12 protein-coding genes are annotated in these 16,601 nt (G+C 72.4%); 8 read left to right on the top strand and 4 right to left on the bottom strand.

Annotated features, from left to right (window positions below; all coding sequences use genetic code 11):
- Positions 1-174 precede the first annotated feature (174 nt).
- From ACFV0T_RS01080 to ACFV0T_RS01055, 6 genes are all read left to right on the top strand, one after another.
- Positions 175-1,764, top strand: a complete 1,590-nt coding sequence (locus tag ACFV0T_RS01080) for a SagB family peptide dehydrogenase (RefSeq protein ID WP_385773030.1) — start codon at positions 175-177, stop codon at positions 1,762-1,764.
- A gap of 154 nt (positions 1,765-1,918) precedes the next feature.
- Positions 1,919-4,684: a lantibiotic dehydratase gene (locus ACFV0T_RS01075; RefSeq protein ID WP_385773028.1), complete on the top strand. Its 2,766-nt coding sequence runs from the start codon at positions 1,919-1,921 to the stop codon at positions 4,682-4,684.
- Positions 4,681-5,823 (top strand): lantibiotic dehydratase C-terminal domain-containing protein, encoded by a 1,143-nt coding sequence (locus ACFV0T_RS01070; protein WP_385773026.1) that lies wholly within the window; start codon positions 4,681-4,683, stop codon positions 5,821-5,823. Before ACFV0T_RS01075 ends, ACFV0T_RS01070 begins: the two co-directional genes overlap by 4 nt.
- Positions 5,820-8,195 (top strand): ATP-binding cassette domain-containing protein, encoded by a 2,376-nt coding sequence (locus tag ACFV0T_RS01065; protein ID WP_385773024.1) that lies wholly within the window; start codon positions 5,820-5,822, stop codon positions 8,193-8,195. Before ACFV0T_RS01070 ends, ACFV0T_RS01065 begins: the two co-directional genes overlap by 4 nt.
- Positions 8,192-8,944, top strand: coding sequence for an ABC transporter permease (locus tag ACFV0T_RS01060; protein WP_385773022.1), 753 nt, complete (start codon positions 8,192-8,194; stop codon positions 8,942-8,944). Before ACFV0T_RS01065 ends, ACFV0T_RS01060 begins: the two co-directional genes overlap by 4 nt.
- Before the next feature lie 230 nt (positions 8,945-9,174).
- Complete coding sequence (locus ACFV0T_RS01055; protein ID WP_385773417.1) at positions 9,175-11,046, top strand: TOMM precursor leader peptide-binding protein; 1,872 nt, start codon at positions 9,175-9,177, stop codon at positions 11,044-11,046.
- Between the two features lie 145 nt (positions 11,047-11,191).
- Here the strand turns inward: ACFV0T_RS01055 and ACFV0T_RS01050 are convergent, their stop codons facing one another.
- Positions 11,192-11,365, bottom strand: coding sequence for a thiazolylpeptide-type bacteriocin (locus ACFV0T_RS01050; RefSeq protein ID WP_031179489.1), 174 nt, complete (start codon positions 11,363-11,365; stop codon positions 11,192-11,194).
- A gap of 407 nt (positions 11,366-11,772) precedes the next feature.
- Here ACFV0T_RS01050 and ACFV0T_RS01045 point away from each other — a divergent pair, with 407 nt between their 5' ends.
- Positions 11,773-13,122 carry an amidohydrolase gene (locus ACFV0T_RS01045; RefSeq protein WP_385773020.1) on the top strand — a complete coding sequence of 450 codons (1,350 nt, stop codon included), beginning with the start codon at positions 11,773-11,775 and terminating at the stop codon, positions 13,120-13,122.
- A 266-nt stretch (positions 13,123-13,388) separates the two neighbouring features.
- On the top strand, positions 13,389-14,003 hold the full coding sequence (locus ACFV0T_RS01040; RefSeq protein WP_385773018.1) for a dihydrofolate reductase family protein: 615 nt from the start codon (positions 13,389-13,391) through the stop codon (positions 14,001-14,003).
- 2 nt (positions 14,004-14,005) lie between these two features.
- On the opposite strand, the gene ACFV0T_RS01035 is transcribed toward ACFV0T_RS01040, so the two are convergent.
- From ACFV0T_RS01035 to ACFV0T_RS01025, 3 genes are all read right to left on the bottom strand, one after another.
- Complete coding sequence (locus ACFV0T_RS01035) at positions 14,006-14,725, bottom strand: hypothetical protein (RefSeq protein ID WP_385773016.1); 720 nt, start codon at positions 14,723-14,725, stop codon at positions 14,006-14,008.
- A gap of 124 nt (positions 14,726-14,849) precedes the next feature.
- Positions 14,850-15,758, bottom strand: coding sequence for an alpha/beta hydrolase (locus ACFV0T_RS01030; protein WP_385773014.1), 909 nt, complete (start codon positions 15,756-15,758; stop codon positions 14,850-14,852).
- A gap of 92 nt (positions 15,759-15,850) precedes the next feature.
- Positions 15,851-16,585, bottom strand: coding sequence for a flavin reductase family protein (locus ACFV0T_RS01025; RefSeq protein ID WP_385773012.1), 735 nt, complete (start codon positions 16,583-16,585; stop codon positions 15,851-15,853).
- Between the last annotated feature and the right edge of the window lie 16 nt (positions 16,586-16,601).

The following is a 16,601-nucleotide window of genomic DNA, read 5'->3' as shown; positions in this document are numbered from 1 at the left end:
ACCTGACAGACGCAACACCCACTGTCCGACACGCCACGACCTGACAGACGCACAACCCACCGTCCGACACATGCACCCCCACCGTCCGACACACGCACCACCCACCGTCCGGCGCGGGGCACTTCAGGCGCCGGTGGCCACCACAGACGAGCACGAGCAGAAGAGGGAGTGACCGTGGGATACGCCCATGAGTACGCGACCGCGGTGATGCGGCGGGGCCGGGTCCCCATGGAGCCGGCCGACTTCGTCCCCGACTGGTCCGACCGTCCGCGCAAGGGCAAGTTCTTTCCCGGCGCCCCGTCCGTGCCGCTGCCCGACGGTGGCTGCGCCGAGGAAGCGACACTGGACCGGGGCCTGTTCGGCCGGTCCGGCACCGGAGCGTTCACCCTGCCGCTGCTCGGCGCGATGCTCCGGGACTCCTACGGTCTGACCGGACGCCGGCTCGCCGTCCAGGCCAACACCGACCTGGGCTCGCTGCCGTTCTACTCGCACGCGAACTGGTCCCGCGGCACCGCCTCCGGCGGCGGCCTCTACCCCATCGGCGTCCACTGGATCAGCGGCGCGAGCGGTCCTCTGACCCCGGGCGTCTACTACTACGACACTCCGCACCACCGCGTCACCCGGCTTCTGTCGGGCGACGTGAGCGCGGAGGTCCGAGCGGCCCTCGGTGACCTGGAAGAAGCCGCCGGGACCGACCAGTTCCTCGTCCTCGGCGTGACGTTCTGGCAGAACTCCTTCAAGTACAACAGCTTCTGCTACCACGCGGTGACGATGGACATCGGCGCCCTCGTCCAGACCTGGCGCATGTGGGCCCGCGCGCACGGCCTCCAGCTCGGCAGTGCCTTCTGGTTCGACGAGCCCCGGCTGGGCCGGCTGCTCGGGCTGGATCCCGAGGACGACGGCGTGTTCGCCGTCGTGCCGCTGCGCTGGGCCGGTACCGCTCCGGCCGCGTCGGCGCCTCCGTCGCCCGGCGCCGCCGTACGGCGGGTGCCCGACGAGAAGTCCCGCCGGCTGCTGTCCTTCCCGACCCTGCTCCGCATGCAGGCCGCCACCCTGGACGGCGCCGCCGACCGGCCCGCCCCCGGCGTGCTGGACGGCTCCCTCGCCTCTCCCGCCGCGTCCGGCGACCGCGTGCCGCTGCCGGCGCCCGCGCCGCTGGCGGTCTCCGTGCGCCGGGCGCTGCGCGAACGCCGCAGCAGCTTCGGGCGGTTCACCTCCGCCGAGCCGCTCGACGCGGCCCGGCTCTCCACCGCGCTGCGGGCCGCGATCGCCGCGGGCACGCTGGACAGCGACGCCGAGTCACCCGGCGGCGCGCCCCTGACCCGGCTGTGCGTGTTCGTCAACCACGTCCGCGAAGTCCCGGCCGGTCTCTACGAGTACGACCGGGACACAGGCGAGCTGGTGCTGATGAAGGCGGGTGACTACGGCCCCTTCCTCCAGCGGAACTACTTCCTCGCCAACTACAACGTGGAGCAGGCCGCCGCCGTCCTGGTGCCCGTGGCCCGTACCCACGCGGTGCTGGATTCGGTCGGGGACCGCGGCTACCGCCTGGTCAACGCCGTCGTCGGCGCCGTCGCCCAGGCCGTCTACACCGCCGCCTCCGCGGCAGGCACCGGCTGCGGCGTCGCCCTCGGCTTCGACAGCGTCTCCTTCGAGGAGGAACTCGGGCTGGCCGAGCGGGGCGAGATCCCGCTGCTGATCATGATGATCGGCCACGAACGTGCCCGGTCCGCCGACTACCGCTACGACATCGTCGCGCCGTGACCCGAGTCCCCGCCCGGCGTCGACGCCCCGTCCCGCCCCGGGGCCGCACGTCGACCCGACGGGCCGTCCACGGACGACAGCACACCCCACGTGAAAGACGGCAGCACACCCCACACGAGAGACGGCAGCACACCCCACACGAAAGGGGGAGGGCGTGAGCCCCACCGCCACCAGCCCGGCCCAGGACCCCACCGCCACCGGTGAGTCCGCGGCCCTGCACGGCCGCTTCATGCTGCGCGTCGCGGGTCTGCCGGCCGACGTCGTCGTCGCCCTGCGCACCCCCGAGGCGGCCGACTGGGCCGCCCGGGCCGCCGCCGAGGAGGACCGGCTCGCCGCCCTCGGCGCCGCCCTCAGCGACCCGCTGTCCGCCGTGGTCGGCGCCACCGACGACGCCGCGCTGCGCCGCCGCCTGCTCGCGCTGCGCCGGAGCGTCTTCAACAACCGTCTGCCGAACGACCTCGACGCGGCCCGCGCCCTGGCCGCCGAGATCGGCGGCGGCACCGGAGCCGACCTCGCGACCTGGCTCGACGCCCGCGTCCGCTGGGCCGCACTGCGCGCCGAGGGCGAGAGCGTCCTCGCGGCCGGGCTGGCCCGCACCCGCACCGCCCTGCGCGAACTCGCCCTGGACGACCGGCTGCGCCGGGGCCTGCTGCTCGCCTCGCCCACCCTGGAGGAACGGCTCGACGCGTTCGCCGCCGACCCCGCTCCTGTACCCGGCAAGCGGGCCCGCAAGATGGAGCGCTCACTGCTCTCCTACGTCTACCGCACCGCGTGCAAGACCAGCCCTTTCAGCACCCTCACCGGCGTCGCCCTCGGCGGCTTCGAGGCGGCGGGCACGGACGGCACACCGGCTGCCACCCGCGTCGGCGACGACTGGACCGGGCACTGCCGGCTCAACGTCGTCGTGCTCACCCGGCTCGCCGAACTCGTCGCCGCCGACCCGCGGCGCCGCGCCGATCTGCCGGTGGCCCTCGCCTCCGGATGGAAGCTGGACGACGACCGTGTCCGCTACGTCCAGCGGGCCGTCACCGCGGGCGACGACAGCGCCCCGGTCAGCTTCGACGCCGCCCAGGACCGGCTCCTCTTCCTCCGCCGCCGGGGCACCCTGGACGGCATGCTGGCCCGGCTGCGGGACCACGACGGCACCCTCCGCCACGGCGACCTGGCCCGCTGGCTGGCCACGACCACCGGCGCCGGCGACGAGGCCGCCGGACACTACCTCACGGCCCTGCTCGACCTCGGCATGCTGCAACTGCCCAGCCTCGCCGTCGGAGTTCACGACCACGAGCCGCTGCGCGCCTTCCAGAGCTCACTGCGCGCACTTGAACGCCCCTGGGCCGACGAGCTCGCCGCCCGCCTGGACGGACCGGCCGATGTCCTCGCCCGGTACCCCGAGGCGGACGTCCCCGGCCGGCGTGCCCTGCTCAGGACGCTGCGCGCCGACCTCCTCGCCCTCCAGACCGACCTCGGTGCCGAACGGCCCGTGCTGCCGCAGACCCTGGTCTACGAGGACGTGTCCGCCGGCACCACCACCGCCGGCCTCGCCGAGTGGACCGCGCTCGCCGCCGCCCCGCTCCGCTCGATCGGCCGGGTGCTGCCCGCCTTCGACGTCGCGCTGCCCCAGCGGCTCACCCTCAAGGGATTCTTCCTCGCCCGCTTCGGACGCGGCGGTCGGTGCGAGGACCTGCTGCGCCTGGTCCACGACTTCCACGAGGACATCTTCCGCCAGTACCTCCAGTTCACCGCGACCAAGGACGACCGCCTCCCGGACGGCAGCCACGCCCCGGAGGAGAACTGGCTCGGCATGCCGGAGATCACCGCCGTCGACCGGGCGCGCGCGGCCCTCACCGCCCGGATGCGCACCATCTGGGCCGAACTACCCGCAGGATCAGAGGAGTTCGTGCTCGACGACGCCGTCGTGCACGAGGTCGCCGAAGCGCTGGGTGCCGCCGCGCCCGCCTTCCAGCCGCACAGCCACTTCCTCCAACTGGCCCGCCGCGACGGCGATCCGCTGGTCGTGCTCAACGACTCCTTCGGCGGCCTGTGCTTCCCCTTCACCCGCTTCACCCACTGCTACGACGGCGCGGACGACACCGGCCTGACGGACGCGCTGCGCGAGGAGCTGCGCGGACTGCTGCCGCCCGGCGCGGTCTTCGCCGAGATCACCGCCGGTGCCGCCACCACCAACCTCAACCTCCACGGTCGGCTCACCGACTACGAGATCGTCTGCCCCGGTGAGCACAGCACCGCCCCGGAGGAGGCACGGCTGCACCTGGACGACCTCCACGCCGTGCACGACGCCGACACCGACCGGCTCGTCCTGCGCTCACGCCGCCTGGACCGCGAGGTCGTCCCGCTCTACCTCGGCTACCTCGTCCCCATGGTGCTGCCCGAGATCCCGCGCACCCTGCTGCTGTTCTCGCCGACCGCCCGGTCCGTGCCGGACGTGTGGCGCGGGGTGCCGGCCGGGCCGGAGGACGGGGGTGTCACCCGACGTCCCCGGGTCCGCCACCACTCCCTCGTGCTCCAGCGGCGCTCCTGGACCGCGGCCGACGGCAGCCTCCCGCTGCGCGTTTTCGATGCCACCGACGGCGAGTGGTACCTCACCTGGCACCGCTGGCGCGTCCGGCACGGGCTGCCCGCCCGGGTCTTCGCCACCGTCCACGAGGAGACCTCCGGCGAGGGCGGCGCCTGGTTCGGCGGCTCCAAGCCCCAGTACGTCGACTTCGAGAGTCCGCTCTCCCTCACCGCACTCGAAGGTCTCCTGGCCGGCAAGCGGGCCCGCACCGTCTTCGAGGAGATGCTGCCCGGCGAGAGCGAACTCCACGTCACCTCACCACGCGGGCGGCACGTCGCCGAACTCGCCGTAGAGATGCTGCCCGGCCCGGCCGGCCTGCCCGAAGAGGACCGAAATCGATGACCACACCCACCGCTTCCTCCGTCACCCCGGGTACGCGCGCCGCCGAGGTTCCCGGCGCGCACGCGGACGACGCCCAGGGCGACTGGCTGGCCGTGCACGTCTTCTACGCCGCCAGCCCCCGCCCGCTGCTCCTGCAGTGCGTCAAGCCGCTGGTGGACGCCCTCACCGAGGAGGGCCTGCTCGCCGGGTACTTCTTCATCAACTACTGGCTGGAGGGCCCGCATCTGCGGCTGCGCCTGCGCCCCCGGCGGGCCGCCGACGCCCCCGTCGTCCGGGAACGGACACATGCCGCACTCGCCGCATTCCTGCGCGAACGCCCGGCGTTGTACGAGGTGAAGGCGGGCTTCCTCGCCGAGCTGTACGAGACCCTGTTCACCCTGGAGTACACCGAGGACCAGCGCGCCGAGTTCCTCGGCCCCGACGGGCGGATGCGGCTGCGCCCCAACAACTCCTTCGAGGACCGGCCCTACGAGCCCGAGTACGGCAAGTACGGCGGCCCCAGCGGTGTCGCACTCGCCGAATGGCACTTCCAGCGATCCAGCGACCTGGTCGTCGAAGCCGCGCGCAGCATGAACCTCCACCTGCGCACCGTGCTCCTCGGGCTGTCCGCTCAGCTGATGATGGTCATGTCCGGCACGTTCCTCAAGGACGACGAGGCTCTGCTCGCCTTCCTCGACCGCTACCACGCCTTCTGGAACGGAGCGTTCGACGGTACGAACTACACCGCGACCCAGGGCTACGACCGTGCCTACACCGAGATGGGCGCAAGCCTTCCGGAGCGCTTCCGCCGCATCCGGGACGCGGTGTCCCAGGGGGAACTGGAGCGGCTCCCGGCCTTCCTGCGGGGCTGGGCCGAGCACTGCGCCGAACTACGCGACCGAGCACAGGAGTTGACTCTGCTCGGCGAACTGACCTTCCGAGCGTGGGACGGCAGCCGCGACATCCGCCCCACCGACCCCGCCCACGCGCTGCCCATGCTGCTTTCGCCGTACATGCACATGACCAACAATCGGCTGAGCATGACCATCCGCGACGAGGCCTTCCTCTCCTACGTCCTGGCCCGCGCCCTGCGCGACGAGGAAGCGCCGGGCGTCGAGGACGCGCCGAGAGGCGGCCGGGTGTCGGGGGACGAGGGATGACGAGCACCGGCGCGTTTCTCGCCGCCCGGCCGCGCGTGCGCGGCGACGTCGTGTTCGGCCCCGGTCTGGTGCGCGGCACCGGTCGCATCCATCTGCTGATGGACCCGCGCACCGGGCGGCGCCTGGAGATCGGCCCCAAGGAGCACTTCATCATCGCCCGGCTCGACGGCAGCCGCAGCCTCGACGAGATCGGCGAGGCGTACGCGGGCGAGTTCGGCGCCCGTCTCGGCGAGGCCCAGTGGGGGCAGATGCTCCGGCTGCTGCACGGCCGCGACCTCCTCGACGGCGGCCCCGCACCGGCCGCCGTCCCCTCACCGCAGCCCGCCGCGTCGGCAGCCGGCCACCCGCCGAGCGGCATCCTCGCCGGGCGGACCCGCCTGGTGGCCGACGCGCCCGCGCTCATGGACCGGCTGCACCGGGTCACCGCCCCCGTCCGCAGGCCCGTCGTGCTGGCCCCGCTCATCGCGTCGGCCGTCGCGCTGCTCGCCGCCGTCACCGTCCAGGCCGGCACCCTGTGGCGGCAGACCGAGGAGACGGCACGGCAGCCCGTGCTGCTGCTCGCTGTCGGCTGTGTCCTGTGGTGCAGCCTGGCTCTCCACGAACTCGCCCACGGCCTGTTCGCACGGGCCTGGGGCGGTCGCGTCACCGAGATCGGGCTGCGCTGGATCCTCGGCGCCACCTACCTCTACTGCACCGTGGAGGACGTCCAGTTCCTCGGCAGCCGTGCCCGCAAGGTCGCCACCGCCGGTGCCGGAGTCTTCGCCAACCTGCTCTTCCTGGTGCCCTTCTATCCCGTCTGGGCGCTGCTGCCCGCACAGGCCCAGGCCCGCCCCGCGCTCGGCGCGCTGCTCCTGCTCGGCGCGGTCTCCGCGCTGGCCAACCTGCTGCCGCTGCCACCCCTGGACGGATACCGCGCCCTCGGCCACGCCCTCGGTGTCACCCAACTCGCCACCGGCAGCCGTGACTTCACGGGCATCGCGGTCCGCGCCCTGTTCCGCCGCGGCCCGGGCCTCGCCGCGTACCCGCCCCGGCTGCGCGTCCTGTACGGCGGCTTCGCCCTGCTGACCGCCGTACAGAGTGCCGCGCTCCTCGCCCTGTGCGGTGCCGCGCTGCGCGCCCTCCTGCCGGACGACCTCGCGACGCCGGCCTGGTGGCTGCCGGTCGCCCTGCTCGCCGCCGTACTGCTCCTGTGGGCGCTCGGCTCGTTCGGCCGTTCCCGGCGCGCCACGGCACCCGCGCCCGCCGGGACCACCCCCATGACCTCACCCGGCGCACGTGCCCCCGCCTCCTCCCCGAGGCGCCCGGGTGCCAGTCCCACACCCCCCACCGCCACGCCGGGACACCCAGCCCCGGCGACGGGCACCGGACCGCTCCCGCATGTCCCGGGCCCACGGAACCACCCGAGGAAAGAGGCGATGAGCGCACCCGAGAGCAAGACCGAGACCGTCCCCGGCGAGACCGTCACCGAGACGGTCATCGCCGTGGAGGGCGTCACCAAGCGGTACGGGGAGGTGACGGCTCTGGAGGATGTCAGCCTCGACGTACGGCACGGCGAGTTCTTCGGCGTCCTCGGCCCCAACGGCGCCGGCAAGACCACCCTGGTGGAGATCGTCGGGGGCATGCGCGAGGCCGACTCCGGCACCGTGACCGTCTTCGGGCAGAGCCCCTGGCCGCGCGACACCGCGCTGCTGGCGCGGATCGGGGTCCAGACGCAGGCATCGGCGTTCTTCGCCCGCCTCACCGCCGGCGAGCACCTGCGCACGGTCGCCGCGCTCTACGGCATGGACCCGGCGGCCGCGGCCACCGCACTGGAGCGCGTCAGCCTCACCGAGAAGGAGAACGCCCGCGTCGACCACCTCTCCGGCGGTCAGCGCCAGCGTCTCGCCGTCGCCACCGCGCTGCTGCACGAACCCGAGCTGATCTTCCTGGACGAACCGACGGCCGCCCTCGACCCGGAGGCCCGGCGCGAACTGTGGGACGTGCTGCGCTCGTTGCGCGCGGAAGGGCGCACGATCATCTACACCACCCACTACCTGGAGGAGGCGGAGGCGCTCTGCGACCGGGTGGCGATCATCGCCGGCGGCCGGGTCGTCGCGCTCGACACACCCCGCAACCTCATCCGCTCCCTCGCGGCCCCCACCAGGCTGCTCGTCCCCGCCGCCGACCTCTCACCCGAGGCGGCGCTCGCGCTGGACGGCGTGGACCGGGCCACCGTCGAGGGCGACGACCTCGCCCTGGAGACGACCGTCCCCAGTCGCGTCCTCGCCGCCCTCGGGGACCTCGTGGACATCGACACGGTCACCGTCCGCACCCCCACCCTCGAAGACGCCTACCTGACGCTGACCGGCACCGGATCGGAGCACCACCGTTGAGCGCCTACGCCGCACTGACCAGGGCCACCTACGTCGCCAGCGTGCGCGACAAGACGACCCTCTTCTTCAGTTTCGCCTTCCCGCTCGCCTTCCTGGTCCTCTTCGGCCTCATCTTCCAGGGCCAGCACGTCGACGGCGGGATGTCGTCCATCAACTACATCGCCCCGGGCGTGCTCTCCTGGGGTGTGGGCAACGCGGCGGTGTTCTCCGTCGGCTTCGCCCTGATGCAGTGGCGCCGGGACGACCTGCTCCGCCTCATCTGGCGCACCCCGACCCCGCTGCGGACCCTGCTCGCCTCCCGCTGGACCGTGGCACTGGGCGTCGCCCTCGTCCAGACGGTGCTCTTCACCGTTGTCGCCCTGCTGCCGTTCTTCGGCCTCGAGCTCAACGGCCCCTGGTGGGCGGCCGTTCCGCTGCTGGTGCTCGGCGTCACCGCCTTCCTCGCCATGGGACTGGTCGTCGGCAGCGTCGCCAACACCCCGGAGGCGGTCGCGGCCATCGCCAACATCGTGATGGTGCCCATGGCCTTCCTGTCCGGCTCGTTCTTCCCCGACGACCTCATGCCCGGCTGGCTGCGTACCGTCGCCAAGGTCCTGCCGCTGCACTACCTCAACGACGGGGTCACCGACGCCTTCGGCGGCCGCGGGGACCTCGGTGACATCGCCGTGGACTGCGCGGGACTCGCCGTGTTCGCGCTGGTCTTCGGGCTGATCGCCACCCGGATCTTCCGCTGGAGCAACCGGCCATGACCACCGTCACCGCCCCCGCGCCGGCCGTCTCGCCCCTGGAGACCGCCCGCGCTGACCTCCAGTCCCGACTGGCGGCCCGCGCCGCAGCGGCACGCCTGCCCGCACCGGCCGTCTCCCGCATCGGCGACGCCAACGTCCTCGGTCACACGCCCGACGTCTTCGAGCCCGTGCCCACCGGGTCCGGCCACATGCCCACCGGGTCCGGCCACATGTCCACCGGGCACGGACACATGTCCACCGGGCACGGCCACATGCCCACCGGGCACGAGCGTGCGGAAACGGTCACCGCCCGCCCGGACGGGGAGGCGGTGCCGCCGAGCGCGGCCGCCGTCCACCTCACCGCCCAGGCCGTACTGCTCGGCCCCTGGGGCGGTGCCCCCGAGGCAGGTCCCGCCTGTGGAACCTGCCTGGCCATGCGCCGTCAGCGGCTGCGCACCCGCACCGAACGCGAGGCCCTGGAGACCGGCACGGAGACCACCGCGACCGGGCCGTGGCCCGTACTGCCGGACCACATCGTGGACGCCGTATGGTCCCTGCACCGTCTGATAGCCACCGGTGCCGCACGGCACACCGCCGAGGGCGCCGACACCGCACTGCCCCGGATCACCGAACTCGACCTGGAGACCCTTCGGGTGCGCACCTTCCCGCTGGTGCCCGAGCCGATGTGCCCGTACTGCCGTCCGTTCACCGAGGAGGCCGCCCGGCAGGCCGCGGCGGAGGCCACCCAGGGGCCACCCTCCTCCCGCCCGAAACCGAACCCGGACGCCTACCGGCTGCGCGGCCCCGCCGACTACCCCCTGCCGGTCAAGGGCCTCGCCAACCCGGTGTGCGGGGTGCTCGGCGGCGGCACCTGGATCGACGTCACCTCGCCCACGACCGCGCCCGTAGCCGGCAGCGTGTTCATGCGCGGCTACGCCGGACTCACCGACGTCACCTGGAGCGGCCAGGCCAACTCCTACGCCAACAGCCGCGACCTGGCGTTCCTGGAAGGTCTGGAGCGGTACGCGGGCACCCACCGCCGCCACCGCGCACCGGTCGTCACCGCCTCCCTCGACGAACTCGGCGACCGGGCCCTCGACCCACGCGTGTGCGGACTCTACGAGCCCCGCACCTACGCCGAGGACCCGATGGTCGAGCCCTTCGACCCGGCCCGGCCCCTGCCGTGGGTCACCGGCTGGTCGCTGCGCGACGCGCGTCCGGTGTTCGTCCCCGCCCGGCTGGTGTACTACAGCGCGGGCACCCGCGAGGACAACTTCGTCTTCGAGTGCTCCAACGGCTGTGCCACCGGGGGTACATGGGAAGAGGCCGTCTTCTTCGGCCTCCTGGAGCTCATCGAGCGGGACGCCTTCCTGCTCGGCTGGTACGGCGACCTGCCCCTGCCGGAGATCGACCTGGCCTCGGTCAGCGGTCCGAAGGTCCGGGCGATGGTGGCACGGGCGGCGCTCCAGGGCTACGACGTCCATGTCTTCGACAACCGCGTGGATCTGCCGGTACCCGTCGTCACCGGCCTCGCGGTCCGCCGCGACGAGGGGCCCGGAACACTGGCCTTCGCGGCCGGCGCCTCCTTCGACCCGGAGACGGCCGTCGAGTCCGCCGTCTCCGAGATCCTCACCTACATCCCGCACCTGCCCGGCCAGGTCGCCGAACGGCCCGCCGAACTCGCCGCCATGACGGAGGACTTCGGCCTCGTCAAGCGCCTGCCGGACCATGCGGCGCTGTTCGGGCTGCCCGCGATGCGCCGGCACGCCGCGAGCTACCTCGCCCCGCCGCGCGTCGCTTCCCTCGTCGAGCTGTTCGCCGGCTGGGAGGAGGGCCGGCCGCGCACCGAGGACCTCCGCGACGACCTGCTTCTCCTGTGCGACCTGCTCGGCGGCGCCGGTTGCGACGTCATCGCCGTCGACCAGACCACACCGGAGCAGCGCCGGATGGGACTGCGTACGGTGGCCACCCTCGCCCCCGGACTGCTGCCGATCGACTTCGGCTGGCTGCGTCAGCGTGCCCTGCACATGCCACGCCTGCGGACCGCGCCCCACCGCGCCGGACTGGTCCCGGCGCCGCTGCGGGAGGAGGACCTGCGGCGGGTGCCGCACCCGTTCCCGTGACCGACTAAGTCCATTCAGGCCAGGGGGAGTTCGAGGTCGAGACGCGGGGGACAAGCGCCGCGCTCCGGGGCCTGACGGTGGATGTGGACGTGGACGGTCCCCGGCGCGCACGCGCGCCGGGGACCGTCGATCCCGACGAAGGACGTCAGGCGGTGCAGGAGGTGGTGCTGGTGGTGCTGGAGCAGGTGCTGGTGGAGGAGCAGCTCGTGGAGGAGCCGAGCATGACCTCGCTGGCGTCCGAGTAGTCGGTGATCTCGAAGGTCTCCGACTCGAGGTCCAGGATCTCCTGGGCGAGGGAGGCGAGGGTGTTGTCAGCCATGGTGTCTCCTTGTGAGTCCGGGGACCGGCCGCCGACCGGGACAGCCCCGGCCGACGATGCGCTGAACCTGCCGGAGGCCAAGACCTCGGGCTCCACCTTTCTACGCGGCAGCGACGTCAGCCCCCTGGCTCTCCGCTGTCACCCCGCTGACACCTCCGAACCCGCATGCCCCCGGCAACTCCGCCGATGCCCCTGAACCACGACGCCGCCCAACTCCCCTCCACGGCCCGCCACTCCGTCGTGAGCCACATGTCGGCCGGCACCGCACCAGTTCCTCACGGTTCGCCGCCGATCCCCAACACCACCTGGCCGAGCGCCACTTCACCTGTGATTACCCGTCAACACCACCTCTCCGTCCGCCACTCCACCTATGAGCCACCCCGGCCAACACCCCAGGAGCCCCGCCCGTGACCAGCGACCACGACAGATCCGGCACCCTCACGGACCCCGACCGCTCCCTGACCGGCCTGAAGACTCTCCTGCCGTCCACCATCGAGCTGTACCTCGATCTGCACCGGCATCCCGAACTCTCCGGTGCCGAACGCCGTACCGCCGCCGGGTTCGCGGACCGGCTGGAGGCGGACGGTTTCCGCGTACTGCGCGGACTCGGCGGTCACGGAGTCGCCGCCGAACTCCCCAACGGCGACGGCCCGGCCGTCCTGCTGCGCGCCGAGCTCGACGCCCTGCCCGTGGCCGAGCAGACCGGTGTCCCCTACGCGAGCACGGTGACCGCCCCAGGACCGGACGGGCGCCCCGTCCCCGTGATGCACGCCTGCGGCCACGACGCCCACCTCGCCTGCGTGGCGGCCGCCGCCCGCTGGCTGGCGGCCCGGCGCGACAGCTGGCACGGCACCCTTCTCGTCGTCGGCCAGCCCGCCGAGGAGACCCTCAGCGGTGCCCGGGCCATGCTGGAGGACGGTCTGTACGACCGGATCACCCCGCCCGACGTGGTCCTCGCCCAGCACACGGCGGCCTTCCCGGCGGGCATGGTGGCCCACGCCGAGGGCCCGGTACTGGCCGGGAGTCTCACACTGGAGGTGTCTTTCGAGGGCGACGGCGGCCATGCCGCCACCCCACACCTCACCGCCGACCCCCTGCTTGCCGCGGCCGGGGTCGTGACGCGGCTGCCCGCCGTCGCGGCCCGCGAGACCGACCCCGCGGAGCGGCTGGTCGTCACCGCCTCCTCGCTGCGGACCACGGACGCGGGACACACCGGGAACGTGATCGCCTCGCAGGCCGTGCTGCGCGTGACGGTCCGTGCCTTCTCCGAGGCGGCGCTCGACCGTGCCGCCTCGGCCGTGGAGCGGGTGGCCCGCGCCGAGGCGGGTTCCGCGGCCCTGCCGCCGCGGGTCACCGTCACGGAGTCGTCCCGCTCCGGGATCACTCTCGCCGATCCGGACGTCGCGACCGCCGTCCGCTCCGCCCATGTGACGGCCTTCGGCGCCGCCCGCGTCACCGGCTGGCCCGCCACCTCGGCCACCGAGGACTTCCCCCTGCTCACCGGAGCGGGCGCCCACCTCCACGGACGCCCCGGCATCCGTGGCGGGTACTGGATGCTCGGTGCCGTCGGACCCGCCCAGTGGGCGGCCGCCCCCGGCACCGGAGCCGCCGAGAAGTTCCGCGGCCTGCCAGGCAACCACTCGCCCCGCTACCTGCCCAGCGTCCGTCTGACGCTGGAGACGGGAACGGCGGCACTCGTGACGGCCGCCCTGGCCCGACTGGGCAACTCGGCCGACGGATCAGTCCTTCCAGCCTGACGTCCAGTCGGGGTGAGGCACCGCGGGTGGGCCCGATCTGAGGGTCAAGGTCCCGGAGCGTCGTGTTCCCCCTGCCCCTGCCAGCCTCTGACGGGCGCAAGCTGTCGCGGATCGCGGATCGCGGATCGCGGATCGCGGATCGCGGATCGCGGATCGCGGGCCGTGGGCCGTGGGTCGCGGATCGCTGGAGGTGTCGAATGCGCCGGTTCCCGATCGACGTGAGAGTGAAAGGCACGTACGTCCCAGGATCTCAGGAGCATTCCATCGTGACGGTAACCGCGGACATGGCCATCTCCCTCGACGGATACGTCGCCGGCACCGACGTGACCATCGACAATCCGGGAGGCGACGGTGCCGAACCGCTTTTCGAGTGGATCCACGACCTGGCGAGCTGGCGGCAGCGCCAGGGCATGACCGGCGGGCAGGAGAACCGCGACTCCGAGCTGATGCGCGAGTGGTTCGATGCCACCGGAGCGGTGGTCATGGGCCGGATGATGTACGACACGGGTGAGGAGTTCTGGGGCGACGACCCGCCGTTCCGGGCCCCGGTCTTCGTGCTGACGCACCGCCCCCGGCCGACCCTGGTCAAGGAGGGCGGTACCACCTTCACCTTCGTCACCGACGGCATCCACAGCGCCCTCGACCGGGCGAGGGCCGCCGCCGGGGACAGGAACGTCGACATCGCGGGCGGGGCGAGCACGGTGCAGCAGTACCTCAGGGAGGGACTCATCGACGAGTTGCAACTGCATGTGGTGCCCGTGCTCCTCGGAGCGGGACTACGGCTCTTCGAGGAACTAGTCGCCGGGCGGCGGAACCTCGAGCCGGTGAGGGTGGTCGGCACGTCCCTCGCCACCCACCTGAAGTACCGCTTCGTGCGGTGACCTCAGCCGAAGTGGACGTCGCTCAGGTCGATCGACACCATGACCTGGCCCACGAGCGGCCGGCCGGCGGTGTCGCGGCGGTACGCGCGGCGCTTGGTGGGCAGCTTGATGCCGTCCGCTTCCACGTAGTCGTAGACGTACTGTGCGGCGGCGAATCCGCCGGCCACGTCGACGTGGTAATCGTGGCGGCGCAGGAGCCCGTCGGGGCCGAAGTAGAACTCCTGGTGGGTGCTGTGGCTGGCGAACCGGGACGGGAACGTGGCGCGCAGTCCCGGCCAGACCTCGTCACCTTCTCGCCACGGCTCGATGTCGGTGACCGTGAATCCGGGCATGGCGAGGAGGAAGGGCGTGGTGAGGTAGGTCCACAGCGCGTAGCCGTTGAAGTAGGCGCGGTCCAGCGGGTCCCAGGGGGTCTCCAGCGTGTGTCCGGCGAAGGACGCCCGAGGGTCGTCGCGTTCGGTCACCACGTGTCCGTCCAGCTTCCTGATCCCGACCCGTCCGGGCGTGAAGTCGGTCTTCTGGTCGGGAGCCCCGAAGGGCTCCACCGAGGCGTGCTCCTCGTGCAGCCGGACAGTCATCGTGCGCGGCGTGACGTCCTGCGGCAGGCCCTTGATGACGAACAGGTCACCACCGCTGACAAGGGTGGCCCGCGCCTCGGTCAGCGCCTGCCACCGTTCGGCCCCGCCATGGGCTTCGACGGCCTGGGAGAGTAGGTCACTCATATTGGCTTCCTTCCGCTTCGTTCGTTCCATGAGTTCCCCCGTTCTTTCCGCGCGTCCCGGTGGTCGGCCGCAGGGAGCCGCTGATCGGGCCGGACGGGTCTACCACGTCACGCTCTTGGGGGGATCAGCCGTTCGCCTGTCCCGCGAGGTGCTCGCGGAACCAGGCGAGGGCGGCGGCGCTCGACTGGTCGAAGTGGGTGGTGTACGGGTCGAAGTGGCCGCCCGGGAGCAGTTGCAGCCGCTTCGGTTCGAGCGCACGTTCGTAGGCGGCGAGTGCCAGGTCGGTGACGGTCACCGTGTCGTCGAGAGCGACCACCATGAGCAGCGGCGTGGGGGAGACCCTCGTGACCCACGTTCCCGGCTCGTACATGCGGGCCGCGCGGGTGGAACGGACCGTGACCTTGTTCTCCCACACGCCGTCGGGCTTCGGTTGCAGGTAGAAGTCGATGGCCGACTGCGCCCGGTACGACGCGGCCACCGCCTGATCTCCGCTGACGACGGCCAGGGTGCGCGGAGCCTCACCGCGAGAGCGTGCCCGCTCGTCCTCGGCGAAGGACTCCTCGAGTCCCGCCACGTCATCAGGAGCGACGCGGCGCAGTCCCTGCTCGTACCCGCTGATGGTCGGGACCTGGGAGACCACGGCCCGCAGCCGACGGTCGGTGGCGCCCAGGACGATCGCGTGGCCGCCGGCGTAGCTGCTGCCCCACAGGCCGATCCGGCCGGCGTCCACCTCGGGTCGGCTCTCCAGGTAGGAGATGGCCCGCCGCCAGTCGGCGACCTGCTGCCAAGGGTCCACGTCCTGCCGCGGCTCGCCGTCGCTGGCCCCGAAGGTGCGGTGGTCGTGCAGCAGAACGACGAACCCGGCCCCGGCGAAGACCTTCGCGAAGGGTTCCAGTCCGTGGTCCTTGACCGCCGCGTAGCCGTGGGCCATCGTGATCGCCGGATGCGGACCCGGTCCGTCCGGCAGGAAGAGCCACCCGCGCAGCGTCACACCGCCGTCAGCCTCGAATTCCACGTCCTCGCGCTCCAGCATGAACAACCTCCTCGATGAAATGGGTATTCGGCGAGATCCCTCGACGGATCAGTCCAGGAAGCCGCGGATGGACACCGCGGCCCATCCCGCTCTCATGTCTGTGCCGGCTCGCCGGGGGCGGTCGTCGCACCCGACGGGGACCACGCCTTGGTGTCGATCGGGGACCAGTCGGTCGGCCGCGCGTCCAGGCGCTGCATCCTTCGGCCTTCCCGGGTGGTGAGCAGCTCCTCGTCGAGGGGCGTGAAGAAGACGTTGTCGACCAGGGTGTATTCGGCGGCGAGTCGGCCCACGGCCGGCACCGCGGCGGTGTCGATCCGTCCACGCTCCAGGTACAGGTCGTCTCGGATGTGGAAGCGCACCACCCGGCCCCACACCACCTGATCGCCCGCGTCCCCGACGGGCATGATGCGGTCGACGACGCACTCGAACGAGATCGGCGCACCTTCGACGCGGGGCGCGCGCACCACTTGGGACGGCTCCTTGCCCAGGCCGAGTGCCTCGAACTCGTCGACGTCACGGTCGAACGCGAACGCCGAGTCGTGCATGACGTGTGCTTGCGGCAGTGTCACCAGGTTGGTGACGAACTCGCCGGTGTCACGGATGTTGACGAAGGTGTCCTTCAGCGTGACGCCGTCCGCCTGCGGCTGCAGGGTGAGCGAGACCATGGGCGGTTTCCGCCCGACCGCGGTGAAGAACGAAATGGGCGCCAGGTTGGCGACGCCCTCCGTGGACACCGTGCTGACCCAAGCCACAGCGCGCGGGATGATGCTTCCGACCAGCAGTTTGTACGCGTGAGTGGCATCCAGCTCCGCGGCATCAATGATCATCGGAGACTCTCCGTCA

The sequence above is a fragment of the Streptomyces sp. NPDC059582 genome, assembly GCF_042735715.1.
Lineage (GTDB): Bacteria > Actinomycetota > Actinomycetes > Streptomycetales > Streptomycetaceae > Streptomyces.
Note: the sequence above shows the minus strand (reverse complement) of the source record. Positions and strands in the feature narration are given on the sequence as shown.

What these genes read in the sequence shown, in the direction of transcription:
- ACFV0T_RS01065 (WP_385773024.1), top strand. Translation starts at nt 5,820, where the DNA reads ATGACGAGCACCGGCGCGTTTCTCGCCGCCCGGCCGCGCGTGCGCGGC.
- ACFV0T_RS01055 (WP_385773417.1), top strand. Translation starts at nt 9,175, where the DNA reads ATGTCCACCGGGCACGGCCACATGCCCACCGGGCACGAGCGTGCGGAA.
- ACFV0T_RS01030 (WP_385773014.1), bottom strand. Translation starts at nt 15,758, where the DNA reads ATGCTGGAGCGCGAGGACGTGGAATTCGAGGCTGACGGCGGTGTGACG.
- ACFV0T_RS01025 (WP_385773012.1), bottom strand. Translation starts at nt 16,585, where the DNA reads ATGATCATTGATGCCGCGGAGCTGGATGCCACTCACGCGTACAAACTG.
- ACFV0T_RS01070 (WP_385773026.1), top strand. Translation starts at nt 4,681, where the DNA reads ATGACCACACCCACCGCTTCCTCCGTCACCCCGGGTACGCGCGCCGCC.
- ACFV0T_RS01050 (WP_031179489.1), bottom strand. Translation starts at nt 11,365, where the DNA reads ATGGCTGACAACACCCTCGCCTCCCTCGCCCAGGAGATCCTGGACCTC.
- ACFV0T_RS01035 (WP_385773016.1), bottom strand. Translation starts at nt 14,725, where the DNA reads ATGAGTGACCTACTCTCCCAGGCCGTCGAAGCCCATGGCGGGGCCGAA.